This window comes from Pararhodonellum marinum (assembly GCF_015354735.1).
Lineage (GTDB): Bacteria > Bacteroidota > Bacteroidia > Cytophagales > Cyclobacteriaceae > Pararhodonellum > Pararhodonellum marinum.
Genome location: NZ_JACEFJ010000001.1, coordinates 130,086 through 153,949 on the forward strand (window position 1 = coordinate 130,086; position 23,864 = coordinate 153,949).

Annotated in this window: 17 protein-coding genes and 1 tRNA gene; 9 read left to right on the forward strand and 9 right to left on the reverse strand. The window is 41.7% G+C overall.

The genetic code is table 11. From position 1 onward, the window contains the following. Positions 1-1,085 precede the first annotated feature (1,085 nt). The 3 genes from H1A14_RS00575 to H1A14_RS00585 form a co-directional block, all read right to left on the reverse strand. Positions 1,086-2,429 (reverse strand): NAD(P)/FAD-dependent oxidoreductase, encoded by a 1,344-nt coding sequence (locus H1A14_RS00575; protein ID WP_194774260.1) that lies wholly within the window; start codon positions 2,427-2,429, stop codon positions 1,086-1,088. A 68-nt stretch (positions 2,430-2,497) separates the two neighbouring features. Beyond that, positions 2,498-3,595, reverse strand: a complete 1,098-nt coding sequence (locus tag H1A14_RS00580; protein ID WP_228527479.1) for a P1 family peptidase — start codon at positions 3,593-3,595, stop codon at positions 2,498-2,500. Positions 3,596-3,631: 36 nt separating this feature from the next. Next, positions 3,632-5,053, reverse strand: a complete 1,422-nt coding sequence (locus H1A14_RS00585) for an aldehyde dehydrogenase family protein (RefSeq protein WP_194774842.1) — start codon at positions 5,051-5,053, stop codon at positions 3,632-3,634. 978 nt (positions 5,054-6,031) lie between these two features. On the opposite strand from H1A14_RS00585, the gene H1A14_RS00590 reads away from it, so the two are divergent. Continuing rightward, entirely contained in the window at positions 6,032-8,749 is a 2,718-nt protein-coding gene (locus H1A14_RS00590; RefSeq protein ID WP_194774262.1) for an OmpA family protein, read from the forward strand. Between the two features lie 640 nt (positions 8,750-9,389). Here H1A14_RS00590 and H1A14_RS00595 read toward each other — a convergent pair. Next, positions 9,390-10,670, reverse strand: coding sequence for a M23 family metallopeptidase (locus H1A14_RS00595; protein WP_194774263.1), 1,281 nt, complete (start codon positions 10,668-10,670; stop codon positions 9,390-9,392). A 298-nt stretch (positions 10,671-10,968) separates the two neighbouring features. Here H1A14_RS00595 and aspS point away from each other — a divergent pair, with 298 nt between their 5' ends. The 7 genes from aspS (at position 10,969) to H1A14_RS00630 (ending at position 15,718) form a co-directional block, all read left to right on the forward strand. Continuing rightward, the gene (gene aspS / locus H1A14_RS00600) at positions 10,969-12,723 is read left to right on the forward strand and encodes an aspartate--tRNA ligase (RefSeq protein WP_194774264.1); all 1,755 of its coding nucleotides are present in this window, start codon (positions 10,969-10,971) and stop codon (positions 12,721-12,723) included. Between the two features lie 143 nt (positions 12,724-12,866). Continuing rightward, positions 12,867-13,241 carry a hypothetical protein gene (locus tag H1A14_RS00605; protein ID WP_194774265.1) on the forward strand — a complete coding sequence of 125 codons (375 nt, stop codon included), beginning with the start codon at positions 12,867-12,869 and terminating at the stop codon, positions 13,239-13,241. A 77-nt stretch (positions 13,242-13,318) separates the two neighbouring features. After that, a complete protein-coding gene (locus H1A14_RS00610) occupies positions 13,319-13,813 on the forward strand; it encodes a Clp protease ClpB (protein WP_194774266.1) in 495 nt (164 codons plus the stop codon). Positions 13,814-13,878: 65 nt separating this feature from the next. After that, a complete protein-coding gene (locus tag H1A14_RS00615; RefSeq protein WP_194774267.1) occupies positions 13,879-14,340 on the forward strand; it encodes a GNAT family N-acetyltransferase in 462 nt (153 codons plus the stop codon). Between the two features lie 9 nt (positions 14,341-14,349). Then, a complete protein-coding gene (locus H1A14_RS00620; RefSeq protein WP_194774268.1) occupies positions 14,350-14,799 on the forward strand; it encodes a GNAT family N-acetyltransferase in 450 nt (149 codons plus the stop codon). A 71-nt stretch (positions 14,800-14,870) separates the two neighbouring features. Continuing rightward, positions 14,871-14,953: transfer RNA gene (locus H1A14_RS00625), tRNA-Leu, on the forward strand. 201 nt (positions 14,954-15,154) lie between these two features. Beyond that, entirely contained in the window at positions 15,155-15,718 is a 564-nt protein-coding gene (locus tag H1A14_RS00630; protein WP_228527480.1) for a DsrE family protein, read from the forward strand. Here the strand turns inward: H1A14_RS00630 and H1A14_RS00635 are convergent. Continuing rightward, a complete protein-coding gene (locus tag H1A14_RS00635) occupies positions 15,715-18,168 on the reverse strand; it encodes a zinc-dependent metalloprotease (protein WP_194774269.1) in 2,454 nt (817 codons plus the stop codon). The two genes, H1A14_RS00630 and H1A14_RS00635, sit on opposite strands and share 4 nt — an antisense overlap. Positions 18,169-18,597: 429 nt before the next feature. Between H1A14_RS00635 and mscL the strand changes: the two genes are divergently transcribed. Further along, positions 18,598-19,014 (forward strand): large-conductance mechanosensitive channel protein MscL, encoded by a 417-nt coding sequence (gene mscL, locus H1A14_RS00640; RefSeq protein WP_194774270.1) that lies wholly within the window; start codon positions 18,598-18,600, stop codon positions 19,012-19,014. Between the two features lie 399 nt (positions 19,015-19,413). On the opposite strand, the gene H1A14_RS00645 is transcribed toward mscL, so the two are convergent. The 4 genes from H1A14_RS00645 to H1A14_RS00660 all read right to left on the reverse strand — a co-directional run bounded on the left by H1A14_RS00645 (position 19,414) and on the right by H1A14_RS00660 (position 23,851). Continuing rightward, positions 19,414-20,397: a D-alanine--D-alanine ligase gene (locus H1A14_RS00645; protein ID WP_194774271.1), complete on the reverse strand. Its 984-nt coding sequence runs from the start codon at positions 20,395-20,397 to the stop codon at positions 19,414-19,416. 63 nt (positions 20,398-20,460) lie between these two features. Then, positions 20,461-21,168, reverse strand: coding sequence for a 2-phosphosulfolactate phosphatase (locus tag H1A14_RS00650; RefSeq protein WP_194774272.1), 708 nt, complete (start codon positions 21,166-21,168; stop codon positions 20,461-20,463). 103 nt (positions 21,169-21,271) lie between these two features. Next, entirely contained in the window at positions 21,272-22,357 is a 1,086-nt protein-coding gene (gene gcvT, locus H1A14_RS00655; protein WP_194774273.1) for a glycine cleavage system aminomethyltransferase GcvT, read from the reverse strand. A gap of 120 nt (positions 22,358-22,477) precedes the next feature. Further along, positions 22,478-23,851, reverse strand: a complete 1,374-nt coding sequence (locus H1A14_RS00660) for a RagB/SusD family nutrient uptake outer membrane protein (protein ID WP_194774274.1) — start codon at positions 23,849-23,851, stop codon at positions 22,478-22,480. Positions 23,852-23,864: the final 13 nt, after the last annotated feature.

The following is a 23,864-nucleotide window of genomic DNA, read 5'->3' on the forward strand; positions in this document are numbered from 1 at the left end:
GGCTTTTGGCTGATTATATGTAAATAAATACCGAGTATGATTCTTAAAAAGAATGCTGAAATATAATTTACGATTTACGAGTTACGACTTCTGAGTTTTCAGCATGCCAGAGGCAGAAAGCCTGACAACCATTTTGACAACTTTGACAACCTTAAAAATATCCAAAGCGAATCTTTTACCGAGTCTTTAAGTCCCCAATTCCCTTAGTCTTCATTCCATCCTCAAAAAAAGAATGATGAATTTAGAATGTTGAATAATGAATAATGAATAATGAATTGGGAGTTATGAAGGACGATTTACGAGGCTTTCAGCAGGCCAGCAGCAGAAAACCTGACAACCATTTGACAACTTTTACCACCTTAAAAATATCCAAAGCCAATCTTTTACCGAGTCAGTTCCCAATTCCCTTAGTCTTCATTCCATCCTTAAAAAAAAAATGATGAATTTAGAATGTTGAATAATGAATAATGAAGTTATGAAGGACGATTTACGAGTTACGAGGCTTTCAGCATGCCAGTGGCAGAAAACCTGACAACCATTTTGACAACTTTGACAACCTTAAAAATATCCAAAGCGAATCTTTTACCGAGTCTTTCAGTTCCCAATTCCCTTAGTCTTCATTCCATCCTAAAAAAAGAATGATGAATTTAGAATGTTGAATAATGAATAATGAATTGGGAGTTACGAAGTACGATTTACGAGTTACGAGGCTTTCAGCAGGCCAAAGGCAGAAAACCTGACAACCATTTGAAAACTTTTACCACCTTAAAAATATCCAAAGCCAATCTTTTACCGAGTCAGTTCCCAATTCCCTTAATCTTCATCCCATCCTAAAAAAAGAATGATGAATAATGAATAATGAATAATGAATTGGGAGTTACGAAGTACGATTTACGAGTTACGAGGCTTTCAGCAGGCCAAAGGCAGAAAACCTGACAACCATTTTGACAACTTTGACAACCTTAAAAATATCCAAAGCCAATCTTTAACCGAGTCTTTCAGTTCCCAATTCCCTTAATCTTCATTCCATCCTCATTTCCCTACTTTCACCGTCGAACTTTGAGTTTAAAAATCAGCTTCTCGTCCTAATCCTCATAATCTTTTTCCTCCAACATCCACTGCCGCTTAAAATCTTTGACATACCTGGGTCGGATCAATAAACGGAGGCTTGGGTCGAAGGATAGGTAATGCCATGACCAGGTAAGAAAAATCATCAATTTGTTTTTGACCCCTAAAATGGCCATTAAGTGGACGAATAGCCAGACAAGCCAGGCAAACATCCCCTGAAAACTGATAAATGGCAGGTCAACCACAGCCATTCTTTTGCCCACAGTGGCCATCGAACCCAAATCTTTGTATGAAAAGGGTTTTCTGGGTTTTTGCTTTAAATCAGCTTTGAAATTATTTCCTAGATTGGCTGCCTGCTGAATGGCTACCTGAGCTACCTGAGGATGCCCTTTGGGATATTTTTCTTCAGTTTGCAGGCATTGATCTCCTACGGCATACATATTTTCTTCCCCAAGCAACCGGTTGTATTCATCTACAAGGATCCTTCCATTGGGTGCCCTTTGGTTGTCTTCAAGTCCCTGTAAAGTGTTGGCTTTGATGCCTGCTGCCCAGAGTAAGGTGAGGGTAAGAATGGAATCCTTTTCTTTTAATTTCACGGTAAGGCCATCGTAATCTTCCACCATGGTATTCAGCATCACCTCCACTCCCAATCGCTTGAGATAAACCAAAGCTTTATCCCTTGAAGACTGGCTAAGCCCACTGAGAAGGCTATTGCCCGCCTCTATGAGGATCACCCGCATGTTTGCAAAACTCAATTGGGGATAATCTTTTGGCAAAACTTTGTTTCTCAATTCGGCAATGGACCCAGCTAGTTCGACTCCAGTGGCTCCGCCCCCAACAATTACCACATTCATGACTGGTTTTCTATCCGATTCATTGGGCAGGTTGATGGCCCTTTCGTAGTTGGAGATGATTTTATTCCGGATATAAAGTGCTTCCGAGGTGGTTTTCATCGGAGCACAAAACTTTTGGATGTTTTGGTTGCCAAAGTAATTGGTGTTGGCCCCTTGTGCCAAAACCAGCATATCGTATTCAAGGGTACCTAAATTGGTGTAGATGATTTGGTTTTTTTTGTCTATTTTTTTCACTACGGCCATACGAAAAACCACATTCTCTGTTTTATGAAAAATACGCCGTAAGGGAAAAGAAACCGAACTTGGGGACAATGCCGCAGTGGCCACTTGGTATAGCAAGGGCTGGAACATGTGGTAATTGTTTTTGTCAAGCAAAACGACCTGATAATCGGTGTGGGCGAGCTTGCGGGTCAGTTTCAATCCTGCAAATCCCGCTCCGATAACCACTATCCTTTTGGATTTGGGAGCTTGAATATTAGGGATGGGATATAATTCTGGATCGTTCATGGATTCTCACAAAGTTGGAAGGAACTGTAAAACTAAAGAATTTAAAAGTTTAACGGAATTAAAATGCATTAAGGTTTGGTATGAATCAACAAAGGCAAAACTTCTTCTAGAGGCAAAGCATTAATTTCATGCCCGGATCTTCCTTTCATGTCTGTGGCTGCGAAAAGCGAATTGACAATGGCTTCCTCCGTGGCTTCAATGGCAGCAAGGAACAAGGCACTCATGTCCTCATTTCTCAGGTTTTTTTGATCCAGCAATTCCAGCGGTTTAGCTCGATGTGATATTCTCAAGTCTTTGTGGGTGCTAAAAGCAATGACATAATCCCCTGAACCATTTGAGGCGATTCCTCCCGTTTTTCCCAAACCAAGAAAAGCCCTTTGGGCCAATCTTTTTAGGTTTCTGGCATCTATAGGGGCATCGGTGGCAACCACGATCATACAAGAACCGTCTGCGGATTCCAGTTGTCCTTTGAAGGCATATTGCCCAAGCGCTTCTCCTACTTTGACGCCGTTGATCTGAAGCACACCTCCAAAATTGCTTTGCACCAAAACGCCCACAGTAAATCCTCCCAACTCATCCGGAAGTTTTCTTGAGGAGGTGCCGATTCCGCCTTTGAACCCAAAACAAACCGTGCCGGTACCTGCACCTACGTTACCTTCCTCAAGGGGGCCGGGAGCAGCATTTTGGATGGCTTGTTGGACGTCTGAGGCGTTTACATGCCGGCCTTGAATGTCATTGAGGTATCCGTCATTGGTTTCGCCCACTACCGCATTAACAGATAAGATATCCCGATTCTCCTGAAATCCCAATGTATAATTGATAACTCCCTCAATGCCCTGCGCCACACTAAGGGTGTTGGTTAAGATGATAGGGCTTTCCAGATTCCCCAATTCATTTACCTGCGTACTGCCCACAAGCTTTCCAAAACCATTTCCAACATAAATGGCTGCAGGTACTTTCTGTTGAAAGATATTGTTTTCGTGGGGAAGAATGGCCGTAACGCCGGTTCGAATTTCACTGCCTTCAATTTTTGTCAGATGGCCCACTTGGACTCCTTGCACGTCTGTGATGGAATTTAAGGTACCAGTGGAAAGTACACCTATGGTAACCCCCATTTCCCTTGGTCGTTGTTGGGCATTGGCCTCATGTAGTAGGTGACTCATCATGCAGAATAGAAACAGGTATCTTTGAAGTGTCATCGTTCAAAACCATTTGATCAAGGCCTGAGTCAATTTTTTACCCTTGAATCCGTAAGGAGGGTAGAGTGACTTGAAGGAGGTAAAACCTACCCTCTGTTTGAAAACGCCCTTTTCGTTGGAAAATGCCCTGAAACCATAAAAGCCATGAGATTTACCAAATCCACTGTGATTTACCCCTCCAAAGGGAAGCTCATTCTGGAAGAAATGGACTGCACAATCATTGATGCATACCCCTCCGGAAGAGGTATTGGTAAGGATGTGGTCTATGACAAACTGGGATTCTGAAAAGAGGTACAAAGCAAGCGGTTTTGGTCTGGAATTAATGATTGGGACGATTTCCTCTAGGTTTTGGTAGGTTTGGATGGGTAAAATAGGTCCGAAGATCTCCTCCTTCATCACCTCCATATCTTCCGTCACTTGGGTGAGCAAAGTGGGCTCCATGTAATTTTCAGCCTCGATTACCTGTCCACCAAAAACGACTTTTGCTCCTTTGAGGGTTGCATCAGCCAACAAGTCCTGCAATCTTCCCAGGTGTTTTTCATTGACCACACGGGCATAATCTTTACTGGCCTCAATACCCTTTTTGCTTCCGTACATTTTTTGAATGGTCGTTCCCATCACCTTCACAAACTCTTCCAGCATGAATTCAGGAATAAGCACATAATCAGGAGCGATACAGGTTTGACCACAATTGGTGAACTTTCCGGCACAAATCTTTTCTGCGGCGTCTTTGATGTCACATCCATGGTCCAAAATCACCGGGGTTTTGCCACCCAGTTCCAACGTGACTGAACTCAGGTGCTCCGATGCGGCTTTCATCACTATTTTACCGACCGTAGGGCTACCTGTAAAAAATATGTGGTCAAAAGGTTTCTTTAGCAACAACTGGGCGGCCTCTACGCCACCTTCCACCACTGCCACCAATTCTTTGTCATAAATTTCTTCCATGATTCTCCTTAACAGGGCAGAGGTGTGTGGGGTCAATTCAGAGGGTTTTAGTATGACGGTACAGCCTGCGGCAAGGGCTGAAACCAAGGGACAAAGCGCCAGATTAAATGGATAATTCCACGGGGCGATGATCAAACTCACCCCTTTGGGTTCGTGGTAGATATAGGATTTGCTTCCAGTCATGGTCAGCGGGGTTTTGACCTTTTGGCGTTTCATCCAACCTTCAAGGTGCTTGATGGCGTGGTTGATTTCCCCTAGGACCATGTATATTTCAGTTAATTCTACTTCTGGACCAGGTTTCCTGAAATCAGCGTACATCGCTTTTGCAATGTCCTCTTTATGCGAAAGAATCCAGTCCTTTAATTTCTGCAAAGGCCTGATCCGATCTTCATGCGAACTATTTCTTCTTTCTAGGGCATATGTTTTCTGTAAGTTAAAAGTTTCATCTACTTCTAAGCGCAAAGAGGTCATTTCCATTTCAACCATGTTTTCTGAGTTTTAGGCAATTTACAACTTCCAAAATGTGAGCCAAACAGAATTTAAAATTCGGTAAGTTTTATCCATTTCTGACTATTTTTCAACAAAAATTAGATTAATCTAAAACTTATTCGATATTTTGACGTTTTATTTCTATAAACCAATTAAATTAATACAATATGCAGTGGAGTTTGGAAAGGATTGTTCCCCATGAACTGCTTGGAGACAATCAAAGGTTGAACCTGATCAAAAGGTACATCCAAAAAATTAAACAAGAGAGAAAATCTAAAAAAAGGAGAGGTTGAAAAACCTCTTTTTTGTTTAAGTAAGCGCGTAGATTTTATGTATTAATGTAATCTTTGATCTATTGTTTAACACAATAGATAAATTTTTTAAGTCCGGTAAAAATTTTTTTAAATAAAACATAAAAAAATTTAGGAATTATTTTTAGTTGATGAATAGATCGATTCTTATTTGAGCAACAAAAAAATATTTCCGAAATGCAATATATTGTATGTTTCCTAACATAAATTGGCAAGGTGACCATTCTTTGAAATATTGTATTGTAATTTAGATGGTTTAAACCTGATAAAAAAATTCTATTTTTGGATTCAAGTATTAAAAAAGTTTTTCATTTTTAATATTTATAACTATTTTACACGTGTCAGAGCCTAACTTTTGGAATACCAAAGCCGGAGATTTGGGTCATGTCGCGCCTAGTAATTTAAAAAATGACAGAAAATCAAGATGTTCTGAAGGAAAGATCAGGGCATTTGTACATTCAGAAATTTCTAAATTCACATAGCCAAACATGTTACCCCCGGAGCAAGTATTTATAGCTGAATTCTACCCATATCAACCAGATATTTCCGTTTATATCCATTCAACTTCCTTTGAAGAAAGGCTGACTAGTCTTTGTTTGAAAGAAGAAATATTGCAACGAATTTTATAAGAATGAAAACCAAATTTGGTCCCAACATGAAAAAGATTTTTACAGTTTTAGCTGCTTTTATTTTCATATCCCTCTTCAGTTCTCCATTATTGGCCCAGAATGCCATGCTGCGGTATGCGGACAAGCAATATGGGATGAACAATTTTAAGGAGTCTTCAGAGATTTATGTGGAGGCCTTTGAAAAAAGAGCAAGGTATGCCACTGCCAAAAAAGCTGCCGAAGCCTTTCAGATGCTTAAGGATTACGAAAAAGCACATGAATGGTGGAAAAAGACAGTAGAATTTGAAGAATCCACCAATGAAGATTATGCCAATTACCTCAATGCCGTCAAACAAATGGGGAATTTGGAGGAACTGAGGGAGGCAGTAAGTCCTGGGAAAAGCCAGTTGGACGGGTCATTGTTGTCTGCCTTTGACGTAAACCGGCTTCAAAATTGGTATGATAATCCCAAAAATGTAGAACTTATTCCATTGGATACCATCAATTCAGCTTTTTCAGATTTCGGGTTGGCCATGGACAATGATAAGCAAAAGTATTTTACCTCTGATCGCGGGGATGCAGCGGGAAGTACAAAGCCTTGGATCCGAATAGACGGAAACAATAAATTCAGTAAAAACAAATACGATTGGACAGGAAGGGACTACCTCATCACCTATAAGCAAGGTGAGGAAGGGGAAATCAGTGAAGTAAAATCACCCATACCTGACACCTTTAATTTTTCTGACTTCTACTTTATGAAGGAGAGGCCTATTGTCTTTTATTCTGTGACAAGGGACGTTCAGCGGGTAGATGGGAAAAGGTTGAAAAGCAAAAACAGGGTCAATCCTGAGATGGACTATGGTCAGTCTCAGATCGGATATTACGATTTTAACCCAGAGATCTATTACAGCACGGTGAATGAAGCAGGGGAACTTGTTGACTACAATCCTTTTCCTCTTAACAAAATTGTTGAATATGGCCTGATCAATCCTTACGTGGATGAGGCCAACGGTAGACTTTATTTTGCTTCCGATATGCCAGGCGGCTATGGTGGCTATGACTTGTACTATGTCACTTTTGATGAGGAAATGACTTTCAGCGAGCCAGTCAATCTTGGACCTAGCATCAATACGTTGGGAGATGAAAGAGACCCGTTCCCCTATGAGGGTAAATTCTATTTCAGTTCCACCGGGCACCCCGGATTAGGAGGTTATGACATTTTCGTTGCAGATGAGTCGAGTGGTGCTTACAGCAATGTAACCAACATGGGCATGCCCATCAATTCTCCTCAGGATGATTTTGCTTTCAAATGGGCAAGGGATGGAAAAAGATACCTTTCTTCTGACAGATTTGAGGGGAAAGGACTGGACGATATCTATAGCGTGGAAGACCTTTACAAGAAGTTTATTGCCCGGATTATCGATTGTGATGGAAATATCATTAGCGAGGACTTCCTGACCACCTTGAGAGAAAGAGACCAAACCGAGGAGATTGAGACCTTAAGGGGGGAAAATGGTGAGATTATGGCGGACATCGCCCCTGAAACTGATTTTTATCTAGAGGTGAAGCGAAAGGGATATTTTACCATCAAAGACAATGATCTGACCAGCATAGCCCTGGAGGGAGATACCTTGAGAAAAGATTACACGCTGGCTCGGATTCCTTACAAGTTGCCGGTTTTTGTAGACCTTATTTATTATGATCTGGATAAGTCCTTTATCAGAAATGACGCCAAGCCGACCTTAAACAACCTTGCTAATTTGATGAACAACTATTCGTTTTTGGACCTTATGGTCAAATCGCATACGGATAGTAGGGCTTCCAATGCCTATAACGTTGCTTTGAGTAATAGAAGGGCAGATGCAGTTTCTGATTACCTTAGCGAGATGGGTATTGATAAAGGAAGGGTTTCTGCCGAGTGGTTTGGAGAAGAAAAACTGGTCAATGATTGTGGGGATGGTGTACCCTGTCCCGAGGATGATCATCAGCTCAATAGGAGAAGTGAATTGGTCTTACAGGCATTTCCGGATCCCAATGTGGACTACGAAATACCCGAGCAGTTGATGGGAATAGATCTGTGTGACGAAATGGCCATCGTGGAGGCGCTTCAGGATGACTTGGGTATTCCCACCATCTATTTTGATTTCGACAAATCATTCATACGTTTTGTTCACAAAAAAGAACTTGAAAGGGTAGTGCTCTTGCTTACAGAATTGGAAGGCATGCACTTGGATATAGAAGGCCATACGGATATCCGGGGCTCTGAGGCTTACAATGAAGGTTTATCAGAGCGCAGGGCCAAAGTCGTCCGTGATTACCTCATCAAGAGAGGGATAGATGAAAATAGGCTTAACTACAGGTGGTATGGAAAAACCCGACCCATTCATGATTGTGTTGAAGAGCCTTGTACCAGAGAAATGCATCAGTTGAACAGAAGAACTGAGCTAAGGCTGATCAACAAATCCCCAAGAACCACAAGCGAGAATAACTTGGGTCCTGTTAAAAAATCAGAAGATGATTCAGTTGAATCCGACCAGGAAGGGAACTTTTACATCGTAGGTGGCATGTTTAAAAAACAATTGAATGCAGAGCGCTTTGTAAGGATGAATGAGGGCAGGCAATTCCCCAATCTGGGTTTTGTTTATGTAGAAGGAAAGAAAACCTTCTACAGCTATGTAGACAGGCTTCAGGACAGCGAAAGCGCAGAAGCCAGTTTAGTGGAAATGAAAAGAGTAAACAGAGATTTTTGGTTGCTTAAACTGTAAAACCTTACATCTGACATATCTTGATGTTATATCAAAAACAAAACCCTTGGATTTCCCGAGGGTTTTGTTTTTTCATCTAATCGCGTAGAATAATAACAGTACCATTTTCTCAATTATAGATTGAAATATATGAGAAAAGCCAGTCTTTTTGATCAGAAAACCCCTAATTGAACAATGTAGCTATGTGGTCAAACAAACAAAATCAATTGTTTATTTGCAAGATGTTTTCAATGCTCAGATTGGCTCCAAAATGTTTAACCACATAGGGCACATAGACCACAAAGTTTTAAAAAATTGAAGATTCCAATTCACGCTGAATTTGGAAAAATATGCTTTTGGCACAATACATTCACTTATTTTATGATTGATCGAACTGAGTAAAACAATTGTTTCTTTGAAAGGTATTTTCAATGCTCTTGGTAGCTCCAAAATGTTTTACTACATAGGGCACATTGACCACATAGTTTTGAAGGTTGAAATAATTAAATTCCCCCAAAATAGAGAACAAAATCCATGTGGCAGAGCTTCTCCTTTTTTATTGGTCTTTATTAGGAAAACCCGTTTGTCACCTATTGTACCTAATGTGGTTAAAAAATAACCGGGGTAATAATTTGGGAAAATACGATCAAATTGTGAAGGATCAGTCTGCTTTGGTCAGGTAGGTTTCAGGTTCTTCCGTATAGTGGATACTGGCCAAAACCTGGATTTTTTCGTCCAATACACTTTGATAAGCCAATTTATTTTCCTGAAGAATGGGGTCAGACGGCGGGATTTTTTCTTTCAACCAGTCTACCTGTTTGCCGTTTTTCCAAAATCTGAAGCATAGGTGAGGGCCTGTGGCCAAACCGGTACTACCTACGTAGCCAATCACCTGTCCTTGTTTGATCCGAGTGCCTTTTTTGACTCCGTTACCGATCTTTGACATGTGAAGATATTGCGTTGAGTAAGTTCCGTTGTGTTTGATTTTTACGTAGTTGCCATTTCCGCTGGTGTAGCCTGCGGCTTCTACATAGCCATCACCAACGGACCTTATTTCAGTCCCCGTAGGAGCAGCGTAATCAGTACCTAAATGAGCTTTGTATCTTTTCTGCACAGGGTGAAAACGATTCAAATTATACCTCGAACTGATTCTGGAATACTTCAGAGGGTCTCTTAAAAATGCTTTTTTGTGGCTATTTCCGTTCTGGTCAAAAAAGGCCATTTCCCCGTTTTGTTCAAAGGGGATGGCGTAACTTCCTTCGCCCATGTGTTCAAAATAAGCAGACTGAATTTCCTCTACCCCGACTATCTGATCATCCACCCACCTTTCGTTAAAAATCACTTTGAATCTGTCGCCTTTCTGCAGCCTTTGAAAATCAACGGTCCAGCCGTAGATGTCGGCAAACTGGTCAATCAAATCCGGTGTGATGCCCAATTCCACCATGTTGACATACAGCGAGCGGGTAATGGTACCGGCAATTTCTCTTTTCCTGATCTCTACAGGCTTTTCTTCCTTGTAGATTTCACCGTCATCCAATTTGAAAACCACATATTCCGCTGGATTGGGTTCATAGACCAAGTACTGGGCTTGAGAAGAGTCTTTGTTGGAGAAAACGGTGTACTTTTTATTGAAAGCTATTTTCCTGACATCAAATACTTCCTTGGATTTTTTGGCAATCTCATCAATGATCTGGTAAGGGACATTAAAGGGCTGTAAAATGGTGGAAAGGGTTTGGTTCTTTCCGACAGTGCCCTCAATGATGTCAAAACCATCGGCGTTGATACCGAACAAAAAATTAGCCTGCAAAATCTCAGGCTCTTCCAATTCAAGGTGTAAAGTTTCATTTAATTTAGGGTCAGCTTGTTTGGCGGTGTAATTCATCCACCCAAATCCTGCACATACCAACACAAATGTACAAGCGGCAATCCAAGGTTTTTTCATTTCAGGCTATTACGTGTTCTAATTTGTACAAAAGAAATATGATTTTTCATTAATATCCAAGAAACTGTCACTTTTTCTTTTCATTTTACCCTTATAAGTGCAAATCTACTTTCAAAACGACTGATGAATTGTACTATTGTAAGAGATGTCAGCTTTATTGAAAATTTTATAAAGATATTTAGGTATTGTGTTTTTTTTAAAAAACTCGGATGAATATTGAATTTATTATACTTTTCAAACTAGCAATCTGGAGCATGAATCATTATCTTTGCTGACTTTAATTAAAAACCCTTAAAACATGTTGAGAACACATACCTGTGGAGAATTGAGGATCGGAGACGTCGGAAAAAACTGCACACTTGCCGGTTGGGTACAGCGGGTCAGAAACAAAGGAGGCCTGATCTGGGTGGATTTGCGCGACCGATATGGCGTCACCCAGCTTATTTTCGAAGAAGGGTCCAGTCACAAAGAACTGATAGACACAGCCGCAGGCTTGGGTCGGGAGTTTGTGATACAAGCTGCAGGGCAGGTGATTGAAAGAACCGCCAAAAATCCCAAAATGTCTACGGGTGATATTGAAGTCAAAGTTTCAACAATAGAAGTTCTCAATCCTGCCAAAGTGCCGCCCTTCATCATTGAGGATGATACTGATGGGGGAGAGGAACTGAGGATGAAGTACCGGTATTTAGACCTGAGAAGGGGGGTGATCAGAGAAAAACTGCAACTCAGGCACCGGATGATGCAGGAAACCAGAAAATACATGGATGCCAAGGACTTCATAGAGGTGGAGACTCCGGTGCTGATTAAATCCACCCCAGAAGGTGCCCGTGATTTTGTGGTGCCCAGCAGGGTAAATCCCGGGGAGTTTTATGCCCTTCCGCAATCCCCACAAACCTTTAAGCAACTGTTGATGGTCAGTGGGTTTGACCGGTATTTTCAGATTGTGAAATGTTTCAGGGATGAAGACCTCCGGGCCGACCGGCAACCTGAATTTACACAGATAGACTGCGAAATGTCCTTTGTGGAACAAGAAGATATTCTCCAGACTTTTGAAGGTTTGGTCAAACACCTATTTGCCAGTGTCAAAGGGGTGGAATTGGAAGAAGTGGCCCGCATGTCATTTGCCGATGCCATGAAATATTATGGAAATGACAAGCCGGATCTCAGGTTTGGGATGAAGTTCTCGGAATTGAATGATTTGGCCCAAAACAAAGGCTTCAATGTATTCGATGCAGCTGAACTGGTTGTAGGCATCTGTGCCACAGGGGCGGGGGAATATACCCGCAAGCAGTTGGACGAATTGACCAATTGGGTCAAGCGTCCGCAGATTGGTGCCAAAGGCCTGGTCTATGTCAAATGCAATGCAGATGGCAGTTTCAAATCTTCCGTGGATAAATTTTATTCCCAGGAAGACCTCAAATCATGGGCAGACCGCATGGAGGCCCAACCTGGGGATTTGATTTTGGTGCTTTCGGGTGACAAAAATTCTACCAGAAAGCAGCTGTCCGAACTCCGGTTGAAAATGGGAGAGGATCTGGGCTTGAGAGACAGACAGGTTTTCAAACCCCTATGGGTGTTGGATTTCCCATTGCTGGAATGGGATGAAGAAAGTAAGCGCTATCATGCCATGCACCATCCCTTCACTTCTCCCAAAACGGAGGACATAGACCTACTGGAAAGTGATCCGGGTGCCGTAAGGGCCAATGCCTATGATTTGGTTATCAATGGTGTCGAGATCGGTGGTGGTTCTATCCGAATCCATGATAGAAATACCCAAAAAATGATGTTCACCCATTTGGGATTCTCGGATGAGGAAGCTCAGAAACAGTTCGGCTTTTTGATGGAGGCTTTTGAGTACGGAGCACCTCCCCATGGAGGGATTGCTTTTGGATTTGATAGGCTTTGCGCCATATTTGGCGGGTCAGATTCTATCAGAGATTACATCGCTTTCCCAAAAAACAATGCAGGAAGGGATGTGATGATCGATTCGCCCAGTACCATAGCTGAAGAGCAGCTTGGTGAACTGAGTATCAAATTGGACCTCAAAAAATAATAAATTGACCCAAGCAACCTGAATTTTGTAAAGGTTGTGTCATTCTTGGGTAAAAAGCAGGTCAGGAAATATTGCTTTGGTATTTTCTGACTTGCTTTTTTTGGGTTTAAAGGCTATATTCAAGCAATCTACCCACGATAGCCATGAAAGAAAAGTACAATACCTCCCTGCATACCCTGAGCTTTATATTGGTTGTAGGCTTTTCCGCCTGGGCCCTGATAACAGGGGAGTACACATTTCAGACCATTCTTGTTTACTTATTGATAGCTGTTGCGTTTCTGGAAATGATCAGCTTGTATATGGTAGGAAGAACCTATCCAGAAAGTCATACTACATTCAAAATTGGAATTATTGCCACTTTCCTTATCTTAATCGGCATCAAATCCATGCTGCCCTCTTTTTTTGTGCCTTTAAGCGTCACCGCCTTGGCCATCAACTTTTTATATAATTTCTATGCCAATACCAAAAGGCAGAAAGGCAGCTTCAAGCGAAAAGCCAACAAAAAGCTTAAACTTTGAATTTCCTTACACTTCCTATTGATTTAAGTCTTCCTTCGGCATGCATTTTGTTTTATGGTTGAAAAACCAACCCTACCATGAAAACGTTATTGTTAGTCCTTTTTTTGTTTAGCGCTCAAAGTTTATCCGCCCAACATAAATTAAACCGACTTGTCCAGGAAAGAGAAACCTTGCATCAGGAATGGCAGGCCTCTGAAGAGAAGAAATCCGGTATTTTTGGCAATAGGACCAAAAAAGATATGGTGGAAACAAATCAATGGATGGAGCGCATCATCCAAAAAGACAATCAAATCATTGCAGAGCTGGAATTGCTGAAAAACATAGAGACTACTGAAATCTCCTATCAAAAAGATGATTACAAATTCATCGCCCAAAAGCAGGAACAGGATATTGGAAAATTGAAAAGGGTGATTTTGGAAAAAGAGGAAGAAGTGGAAGGGAAGGTTGCCGAAAAAAGAACCTATGAATGGATGACCCTGATCTTTTTTGTTTCTACACTGATTTTGGGACGCTTATATTATAAGAAAGTAAGGCCTAGCGCCCAATTTGCGGTAGAAGAGTCAGACAACTGATATTTTAGGCTTCACATTTTGCCAAATTCTTTTTACTTTCATTCGGAAATTGTTTCTGGCAAAATATGAAAGCACTTACCCTAGTTACTTATACATCGGATCTCCAACCGTACTTTGAAGCCATCAACAAGGAATGGGTGGAAAAATATTTTGAATTGGAGCCTTTTGACATCCGACAATTGGAAAATCCCCAAGAACATATCCTTGACAAAGGAGGTGCAATTATTTTCGCCAAAGAAGGTGACAATATTCTGGGTACGGTAGGGATTACCCCACAAGGTGATGGTGTCTTTGAAATGGTCAAAATGGGTGTCAAGCCCGAAGCGCAGGGGAAAAAAGTAGGCTTGTTTTTGGGTGAGGCTATTCTGGATATAGCCCGGCAAATGGGTGGTAAAAAAGTAATTCTTTACAGTAGCACCAAATTGGAGAAGGCTTTAAATCTTTACCGAAAACTGGGTTTTAGGGAAATGGTTCCGGAGTGTGGGGTTTACGCCCGCTGTGATATCAAAATGGAAATAGATCTTTAAATTCTTCTGATGAGTGATAAAATCACCATAAGAAAAGGTAGTATTGAGGAGGCCGTCTCCTTAAGCCAACAGGTACCTGAGTTTTTCCAACCCTATTCCGAAAAGATTTATGAAGAACGCCTCAGGGGCAAGCCGCACCTGATTTTGATAGCAGAAATTGAAGGTGTGGCAGTGGGGTTTAAGGTTGGCTATCAAAAAGACGATCAGGAGATATTTTATTCATGGATGGGAGGGGTGTTGGCTACCCATAGAAGAAAGGGCATAGCCACCTTGCTGGCCAATGAACAGGAAACCTGGGCGTATTTGCAGGGTTACAAAAAAGTCCAGTTTAAGACTAGAAATTATTTGACCAAAATGATTCATTTTGGACTGAATAGAGGCTTTATGATTAAAGAACTCTTCAAACGGGATAAAATAGAGAATTATCGGATTTTAATGGAAAAAGACTTAAAGCCCTGAATTTTTGGCTTGAATTCAAAACCGATTTGCATCGCACAAAATTACTTTCTACTTTTGCATTCCCACAGCCTGCGCACGTGGTGAAACTGGTAGACACGCCATCTTGAGGGGGTGGTGCCCTCCGGGCATGGAAGTTCGAGTCTTCTCGTGCGCACAAAGCTCCAAGGTTTCCTTGGGGCTTTTTTTTTGGCTTATGCATTCAATAACTGCTTACAAGCAGAGGTATATTTTTCCCAATTCATGTTTATAAAATGCCTGGGTACATTTCACATAATGGATTTTCCAAAACAGTTTTTCCAGATAAATATCAGATATTGTTGGGCATATCAAATGAAAATGAAAACTAATCCAGAACATGAAACACTATCACCACTTCTACACCGGAAAAATTTTGTTTGTCATTCTCTTTCTGATTATGGGAGTTTTCCATGAATCCGCTGCGCAAATTGCCCATTTTCCAATTGTGCAGAATTATGGAGGAATCTATGAAATTCCGGAGGCTGAAGAAATGCCTGATCCTTCAGAAAACTATAAGATCATCATAGATTTGGTGAGTGGTGAAGAGGATCCAAAAGCAATCAATGCCATGGTGGACAATATCGCGAGGATGATGAATTTACATGGATTGGCGGGGGTGCCTAGTGAAAACATTCAGGTGAAAATAGCCATTCATGGGAAGGCTATTTTTTCTATTCTCAATGACAGAAAATACACAGAACTTTTTGGAGTACCTAATCCAAATCTCCCCGTTTACCATGAATTGAGGAAGGCTGGTGCAGAGGTTTATGTCTGTGGCCAATCCCTTTTGGCAAGGGACATGCAAACCACCGATATTGATGAAAATGCTACCCTGGCTTTGTCCATGTTGACTACCTTGAGCAAATACGTCCCCAAGGGTTACATGCTACTTCGTTTTTAGGGTTCCAGATGGTTACAATACATCAGATCTGAATTCCCAATAGGAGCCCCGTCCGGTACCCGCTGAGGTGTGTTGGGTTGGATTTCTTCTGGAAGTCTCAAAAAGGAAGTAATTTTTCCACTTAGGAAATCCCTGTGGTCTTCCTTTACAATGTCCTGTTCAATACCTTTTTTCACGTTTTTGTCAATTGGCTGAAAACCATTCAACATCCTATTCAATTGTCCCCTTGCCGTTGCCCTTACCGTACCGCCTGCACTTTGATCCTTAGCGAGGGAAATCAGTTTTTCCACATAAATCCGCTCAGAAGTCAATTTATAGGCCTCTCTGTAACCTTCTTCCCAATCGCTGTTGATGATGCCGTTATTGAGTGCTTCAAGGACTCTTTGAAAAGAGGGCAGAGTGGCATCCGCTAAGTTTTGCTGATAGAGCCTGTTGGCCCTGCTGGGTTCCAGAATAAGGGATAAGGTGAGGTCAATGATGTTCTCGGCGGCAGCAACGGGGTCAAAATTGAGTCCGTTTTGGCTTGAAAAACTTTCTCTCGTCCTGTTAAAACCAAATGGTTTTGGCGGGATGAGCGCAAGGACATGTGCGGGGATTTCCAATTGATCCGGTGCTATGGTTTTCATCAGCAGGGAAAGGGCTGCCATCTGTTGCTCGGCGGGTACCGGAGACATTGGGGTCTGATTATCCCCCTTGACCTGATAGCGGTAGTCCACACCGCCGATGAGTTTGGAGGTGGCTTCCACTTGGTAGCGGTGCATGAGATACAGGGGCACCAAAACCTCCTCCAAACTGGCCACAGGGTATCCTTGAGGGATGGCATTTAAGCCAAAAGTTTTCAGTTTTTCTTTTCTAATGGCCAACATGCGGTCCAATTCTTCGTAAGGCAATTCGCCATTGTCCCATAAATGGGCCCTGGGATGACTTCCTGAGGTACTTCGGGCATCCCGATCAGAGATGAATTCGAGTCCCTCTGCATAGGTGTCCTCCAGAATTTTATTCAATGCTTCAGCTTCATTTTCATCCACATCAAACTGGGCATACCCATATTTAATGGCCCATTTGTCCCATTCCCCGATTTTTTGGTCATAGGCCTCTGATAAATCCAGCTCTCCGTTTCGATCCATTTTAATCAATGGATAGGGGTAATCCATGACCGAAGTTCTGCCTCCTGCTGAAGTGGCGTAGCTATGGGAAATCCCTAAGGTATGCCCGATTTCATGCGCGGACAGTTGTCTCAATCTGTCGAGGGCCAATTCCAACATCCTGGGATCAGCTGGCTTGCCATCTTCAAAAGGCTGAATTAAACCTTGGGCAATGAGGTAGTCCTGACGGACCCGCAATGAACCTAAAGAAACATGGCCTTTGATGATTTCTCCGGTTCTGGGATCCCTGACAGAGGCCCCATAAGACCACCCCCTGGTAGAGCGGTGTACCCACTGAATCATGTTGAATCTCACATCCAAAGGGTCAGCTCCCTCAGGAAGCAATTCTACCCGAAAAGCATCCTTGAATCCTGCAAATTCGAAAGCTTCTTTCCACCAATTACCCCCTTCCAGCAAGGCAGACCTCACCGGTTCCGGAGTACCGCGGTCCAAGTAATATACGATCGGTTCCACAGGTTCGGAAAGAATGAGTTCAGGGTTTTTTTTCTCCAACCTATGGCGGGAAATAAATCGCTTGACAATATCCTGGTCTATAGGGGTGGCGAAATCCATGTAGGTGATACCAAAGTACCCCGCTCTTGGGTCAAATTGCCTCGGCTTGTATTGGTCATCCGGCAATTCAATGAAAGAATGTCTTTGCCTTACCGTGACTGCCTGGGGAGTTGGCGTGACAGATCTCAAATAAGCTCCCTTGGCATCTCCTGTCAGCGTGATGATCGTTTCTACCTCGGTATTCTTTGGGAAATTCTTGACCATTGGGAAATACAAAGCAGACCTGCTGCCATCTAGCTTGTAACTTCCTTGATTGTTTCTTCCTAAGGCACCCGAAACATCATGGGCATCTTGAAGAAAAAAGCCAGTGGCCTCAATCAAAAACTTGCCATTATCCTGAGATTGGATGTCAAATCCCCACAGCACTGACTCAGCAAAGGCTTCCTGAACGGACTTGGCCTCATCGGGATTATCTGTAACTGCTCTAAAATCCAGGTTTTTATGGAAAAGCAATATTTTGCTTCCTGCCTTTCTGAATTCCACCACCCTGGTGTTACCGAGTTGACCCCGATCCAGTCCGATGTCATTGGAACCTACACCTGTGATCAAGGAATTGACATAAAGAAATTCCTGATCCAGCCGATCGATTTCTAGAAAAATCTTGCCTTGAGGTTCGTCTACAAAAAGGGAAATAAATCCCTCCTTGTATTCCCGGTTTTGTTCTTTTTCGGATTGTGCAAGTAAGCCATGAAAACAAAGCAATAGACAACAAAAGGTAAATGTATTCTTCATAAGGAGGAGTTGGTGCAAACTTTTTCAAATTAAGTAAATTGGGCTTTATAGAAGAACCGATGATGTAATATTTTTGAATGATGGTTTTCTAGTTTGATAATACTGGTAAAAAATTTTCTGCATTTTGAATTCCCTTCGCAATTGACCGATGACCGATAACTTTTACTTCACCAATAAGAGGGGATGCTTTGCTGGCCTAAACTAATTTGCCTTAAAACAAACTAAATCAGTTGAATTCTGTGAGACAAAGCATAGAGGATTTTGCGTCAACAGGTTCGTTTTTTACAATTCGATCATCCTGTAATTTGGAGATTTTTGTAAAAACGTCATGGTGAAAGATTCTTTCAGAAATATCCAAGAATTAATCCCCAAAAATTTTATTTATTTGTTTTTTTTATATCTTTGAAATGGTTTCTAACAAAATAATATATGGGTTTTATCAAAGAATTTAAAGAATTTGCGGTTAAAGGCAATGTAGTTGACTTGGCTGTAGCAGTCATTATAGGTGGTGCATTTGGAAGAATTGTCACCTCCTTTGTGGCTGATATTGTCATGCCTCCAATTGGTTTGTTACTTGGAGGAATGGATTTTGCAGATTTAAGGATGATACTTCAGGATGCCTATGTGGATGCTTCAGGTACTGAAATACCCGAAGTTTCCATCAACTATGGTGCTTTTATCAAAGTGGTGGTAGATTTTCTCATTATCGCCTTCGTTATTTTCTTAGCTATCAAGGGTATCAATAACCTAAAGAGAAAAGAAGAAGCTGCACCAGCCGCTCCGCCTGCCCCTACTAATGAAGAAGTGTTGTTGACTGAAATAAGAGATTTATTGAAAACAAAATAATTGAAAATACATCATATTGGTTATTCGTTTTGCCACTAACCCTGTATTCTTCTTGAAACGGGTTGGAAGTCCGAAGTCGGAAGTCCCCCGCCTGGTCGTAGGGCAGGCACGCGAGTATTCGGGCAAGCCCGCCTGTAGACGGACAGGGATGTACTGGACATTTCAGTTTGGTGGCGAGAATAATATTGAATTACCATTTTACTGGCATTATTCCGTACATACATGTACATCTTTTATCCTATTGCTTATCAAGCTATCATTTGAAACCAGTAGAATAAGATATTTATTATAGATATGTACAGATATTGATCTAGGGATTAGCAATCCACCCAGGTAAAAGAGATAAAAAAAACGGCTATTGCCGTTTTTTTTATCTCTTTTACCGCTACCAATTAAAATTCAAAACATTTCTTCAATCAACTCTGTGTAGAATTCTTGTATTGGCTTTCCAATGGCTTTTACTTGTTGGGAAATCAAGCTGGTTTCGGTTTGCCCAGGGACAGTATTGATCTCGATAAAATAAAAATTTCCGGTATCCTTTTCCAAGAAATAATCCATCCTGACAGCCCCTTTACAATTGAGTTTTTCATAGACGGACTTTGCAATTTTGCTCACTCGGTTTACTTCTCTCTCATCCATTCTACCTGGGGTAATTTCTTCCGTGACTCCCGGGGTATATTTTGCTTCAAAATCAAAAAATTCCTTGGAGCTAACGATTTCCGTAGCAGGCAACACCGTTATTTTTCCTTTGGATTTAAAAACGCCTATTGAAAACTCCCTGCCAGAAACAAATTCTTCTACCAACACCTGATTGTCCTCCCTAAAGGCTTGATCTAAGGCATCTTGTAGATCTTGTTCACTTTTTACTTTGCTCATTCCAATGCTACTTCCTCCATTGTTGGGTTTGACAAAATAGGGAAGGCGCAGCTTTTCAAGAATTTCCTGGTGATTTGCAGGTGTATTGGCAAAAAGCTGCAAGGATTTGGCTACATGCAATTCAGGAATCTCCTGTACAATCGCTTTGGTATATCCTTTATTCATCGTAATGGCGGAGGTCAATGCATCACAGGTGGTGTAAGGCAGCCCGATCATATCAAAATATCCAGCTAGCTTGCCATCTTCTCCAGGTGACCCGTGGAGAATATTGAATACACCGTCAAAGCTGATTTTTTGTCCATCCACGAGGATAGAAAAGTCATTGAGGTCCACGGGAATTTGGTCCCCTTTTCCATTGATATGGTGCCAGTTTCCCTTGCTGATGATGACCTTAAATAACTCATAGCGGGATTGATCGATAAACTTTTCCACCACAGCGGCACTTTTTAAGGAAACCACGGACTCACCTGTAAATCCACCGGTTACCAATGCAATTTTTCTTCTCATATCCCGCAAAGGTAAAATGAAATGCTTTTATTTTTTGATTTTCAAGGAGGAAATTCTTGCCTTTCAAAATCTGACCAACAAATCATTTTTTAACCTTCCCAAGACGTCAAAAACGTCTAATTCCAGGCAAAAATCGATATCAGCCTCTATGTGGTGATTTTGCAAACGCTTGGCATGGGATGCTTGGTTGAGGAAGGGCCGCAGGTTGTTTCTATGTTGAAGGTACAAGTCGCTCATACCGATCACTGCATCACAGTCTCTGTCAAAGTGCTCGGAGAGTTTTGATGCCAAAGCGCCTGCATATAAAGAGTCCTCCAAGTTAAATTTACCTTTCCAGCCTGCACATAAAATTACCACATCTTCTTTATGTTCAAGAATGAAGTCAGTAGTAGTCTGTAAGTTTAGGAAAGCACCAATCAACACTTCAGAGGCTCCTTTTTTGCTTTTTTCGATAGCCAAGGTACCATTGGTGGTGGTCATGGCGATTTGATGACCTTGAAAAGCCCCGTTCAGGTAACTCAATGGAGAATTGCCCAGTTCAAATCCTTCAGCGGGTAGGCCGTTTCTTTCTCCTGCTATGGTATAACCTTTTTGCTTCAACGCTCGGCAGGTTTCTAAATCTTCAACTGGCAGAATACTGTTGACCCCATTGCCCAATGCGGTCACCATGGTAGATGTGGCCCTGAAAATATCAACTACTACTACAATTTTATTTTCGAGGCTGTAGCGGTGTATCAAATCAGGACTTAAACAGATTTCAATTTTTCTCATACTTATTTCAAAAAGATCTACCCAAAGCACATGCAAAGGGCTTGATTTCGAACTTCTTAATATCGATTAAAGTGAAATATTGGATTATTATGGAAATGTACTTTTATAGCTTCAATAAGGGCAATTTTTCTATGATGGCTTCAAGATTTTTATTTCTTACGGTGATTCCGATATGGGTCCCCGGTTTGGCATATTCGCTTTTTACATAGCCTAAACCTATACCGATCCCCATACTGGGTGAAATAGTACCCGAGGTAACTTCGCCAATAGGTATGCCTTCCATATTTACGATGGTATAATGCGCCCTAGGTATGCCTTTTTCTCTAAGGATAAAGCCTACCAGTCTTTTCTCCACACCATTTTCTTTTTGTTGTAAAAGTTGCTCATGGTTGATGAAAGGCTTGGTGAATTTGGTGATCCATCCCAAACCGGCTTCAATAGGGGAGGTTTCATCGGTGATGTCATTGCCATAAAGACAATAACCCATTTCCAAACGTAAGGTATCTCTTGCTCCTAGGCCAATCGGTTTGATATCAAATTCTTTTCCGGCTTCAAAAATCGCATCCCAAACTTGCCGAGCATGCTCATTTTTTACATAAACTTCAAACCCTCCAGCTCCGGTATAACCTGTACAGGAGAGGATGACTTCATCAACCCCTGTCAAATCAGCTACGGCAAAATGGTAAAATTTGATTTTATCCAATTCAATTGAGGTCAATTTTTGAAGTACGTCGGTTGCTTTAGGACCTTGTACGGCAAAAAGGGAATAATCATCCGACTGATCCTCAAGGGTTGCTCCAAAATCATTGTGTTGATTGATCCAATTCCAATCTTTCCTGATATTGGACGCATTGACCACTAGCATGTATTTCTGATCCTCCATTTTGTAAACAAGGAGATCATCTACGATGCCACCCGTTTCATTGGGGAAACAGGAATACTGGGCTTGTCCCACCACCAATTTGGAAGCATCATTGGAAGTGACTTTTTGAATCAATTCCAAAGCATTGGGTCCTGAGACGAAAAACTCGCCCATATGGGAAACGTCAAAAATACCTACACGCTCCCGAACAGTTTTGTGTTCTTCCAGATCTGAACTGTACCTCACAGGCATATCATATCCTGCAAAGGCCATCATCTTTGCCCCTAAGGCAAGGTGCACATCATGCAACGCAACTTTTTTCAGCATTTTTTTGGTTGGGTTTGTTTTCTTAAAATCAAAGTTAACAAAAGCTAATCAAGATAACGAACCGACCCAAAAAAAAGACCGCCTTTGCGGGGCGGTCTCTGCTTATGGATTTGTTTCTAATTACCCACCGTAACCTGGGTTTTGTATCAGGTTTGGATTGGCATCCATTTCTCTTTGAGGAATTGGGAAAACCATTCTGGGATCATCAAAATTATAGACATTGCTGTTGTTGTTGTCCAAAACGCTTCCTTTCAACCTTTTGATATCATGAATGCTATGGCCTTCATGAGCCAATTCAGCTTTTCTTTCTGCAATAATCTCTTCCAGCGTTACCGCGTTTTTTGCAGGAAGATCCACCCTTTCCCGTATTCTATTAATGTCTGCCACAGGTGTGGCACCTATTGCTGTTCCCAATCTGAAATTGGTCTCGGCTCTAGTTAGGTACATTTCAGCTAATCTGAATACTTTCACATTTCTGAATTGATCTCTCCACTTGGCAGTTCTCAATTCTCCTGCACCTTCAAAAAACTGATCCAACCTTTCATCGTCAGCTTCATAGATGTTTAAATGGGCATCCAAAACCGCAACATCTCCACCTCTAGCACCAAATTCCGGTAAAGAATAGTAAGTAAACATTTCATTGGTCGGATCCTGGGTATTTACCTGAATGGCAAATAGATCTTCCGGGGAATCCGCTTCGGTATTGAAGGCATCCAAAAATCCTGACATCACCAGCTGTTTACCCGCCGGGGCAGAAATCTCGATGGCTCTATTGGCCGCATCTCTCGCTTCCGCAAATCTTTCCATCTGCAAATAGACCCTTGACAATTGAGCAGCCGTCACATACTTGCTGGCAAAAAAACCATTGGTGTTGGGTAGCAATCCTTCAGCAGTGGTAAGGTCACTGATGAGTTGTTGGTATACTTCCTCTACCGTATTTCTAACCACAAAGCTCTCTTCACTGACTGCACGGGTAGGGGTTAGGACAAGTGGTACACCCAAATTTGAATTGGTATTGCCAGCAGTATAAGGCAACGCAAATAATTTGATCAACTCAAAATAGGCCGTTCCTCTCAAAAACAACGCTTCGCCTCTTACCCTGTCTCTATCTGCTTCATCCACCACATCTATGGCATCCAACACATTGTTGGTAATGTTGATGACACGATAAGCTGAAGCCCAAGTGGCAGTGATAAAGGAATTGTTGACAAAAATGGCCTTATTGAAGATTTCCCTTGGCTGGTTGAATGTACCTTCCCAACGAATTTCCCTATTTGCTCCCAGCATTTCGGAATAAAGGTGAATTCTTCCCCCGTACATGCTTGCCGTCCGGAGTTCAGCGTAGCCACCTATCAAGACACTTTTTATATTGGCATCATCTGACAAGGCCAAATCTTGGTCAATGCTCTGTGCAGGAGTGAGAAACAGTTGGTCTCCACAACCGCTTAACAAGGCTGTCAGTGCTATAAATCCTGTAATTATATATTTCTTCATTGTGATTTTCAGT

Bases quoted from the DNA above. Each gene is read 5' to 3' on its own strand.
- H1A14_RS00575 (WP_194774260.1), bottom strand. From the start codon at position 2,429: ATGAACGATCCAGAATTATATCCCATCCCTAATATTCAAGCTCCCAAA.
- H1A14_RS00580 (WP_228527479.1), bottom strand. From the start codon at position 3,595: ATGATGAGTCACCTACTACATGAGGCCAATGCCCAACAACGACCAAGG.
- H1A14_RS00585 (WP_194774842.1), bottom strand. From the start codon at position 5,053: ATGGAAATGACCTCTTTGCGCTTAGAAGTAGATGAAACTTTTAACTTA.
- H1A14_RS00590 (WP_194774262.1), top strand. From the start codon at position 6,032: ATGAAAAAGATTTTTACAGTTTTAGCTGCTTTTATTTTCATATCCCTC.
- H1A14_RS00595 (WP_194774263.1), bottom strand. From the start codon at position 10,670: ATGAAAAAACCTTGGATTGCCGCTTGTACATTTGTGTTGGTATGTGCA.
- aspS (WP_194774264.1), top strand. From the start codon at position 10,969: ATGTTGAGAACACATACCTGTGGAGAATTGAGGATCGGAGACGTCGGA.
- H1A14_RS00605 (WP_194774265.1), top strand. From the start codon at position 12,867: ATGAAAGAAAAGTACAATACCTCCCTGCATACCCTGAGCTTTATATTG.
- H1A14_RS00610 (WP_194774266.1), top strand. From the start codon at position 13,319: ATGAAAACGTTATTGTTAGTCCTTTTTTTGTTTAGCGCTCAAAGTTTA.
- H1A14_RS00615 (WP_194774267.1), top strand. From the start codon at position 13,879: ATGAAAGCACTTACCCTAGTTACTTATACATCGGATCTCCAACCGTAC.
- H1A14_RS00620 (WP_194774268.1), top strand. From the start codon at position 14,350: ATGAGTGATAAAATCACCATAAGAAAAGGTAGTATTGAGGAGGCCGTC.
- H1A14_RS00630 (WP_228527480.1), top strand. From the start codon at position 15,155: ATGAAACACTATCACCACTTCTACACCGGAAAAATTTTGTTTGTCATT.
- H1A14_RS00635 (WP_194774269.1), bottom strand. From the start codon at position 18,168: ATGAAGAATACATTTACCTTTTGTTGTCTATTGCTTTGTTTTCATGGC.
- mscL (WP_194774270.1), top strand. From the start codon at position 18,598: ATGGGTTTTATCAAAGAATTTAAAGAATTTGCGGTTAAAGGCAATGTA.
- H1A14_RS00645 (WP_194774271.1), bottom strand. From the start codon at position 20,397: ATGAGAAGAAAAATTGCATTGGTAACCGGTGGATTTACAGGTGAGTCC.
- H1A14_RS00650 (WP_194774272.1), bottom strand. From the start codon at position 21,168: ATGAGAAAAATTGAAATCTGTTTAAGTCCTGATTTGATACACCGCTAC.
- gcvT (WP_194774273.1), bottom strand. From the start codon at position 22,357: ATGCTGAAAAAAGTTGCGTTGCATGATGTGCACCTTGCCTTAGGGGCA.
- H1A14_RS00660 (WP_194774274.1), bottom strand. From the start codon at position 23,851: ATGAAGAAATATATAATTACAGGATTTATAGCACTGACAGCCTTGTTA.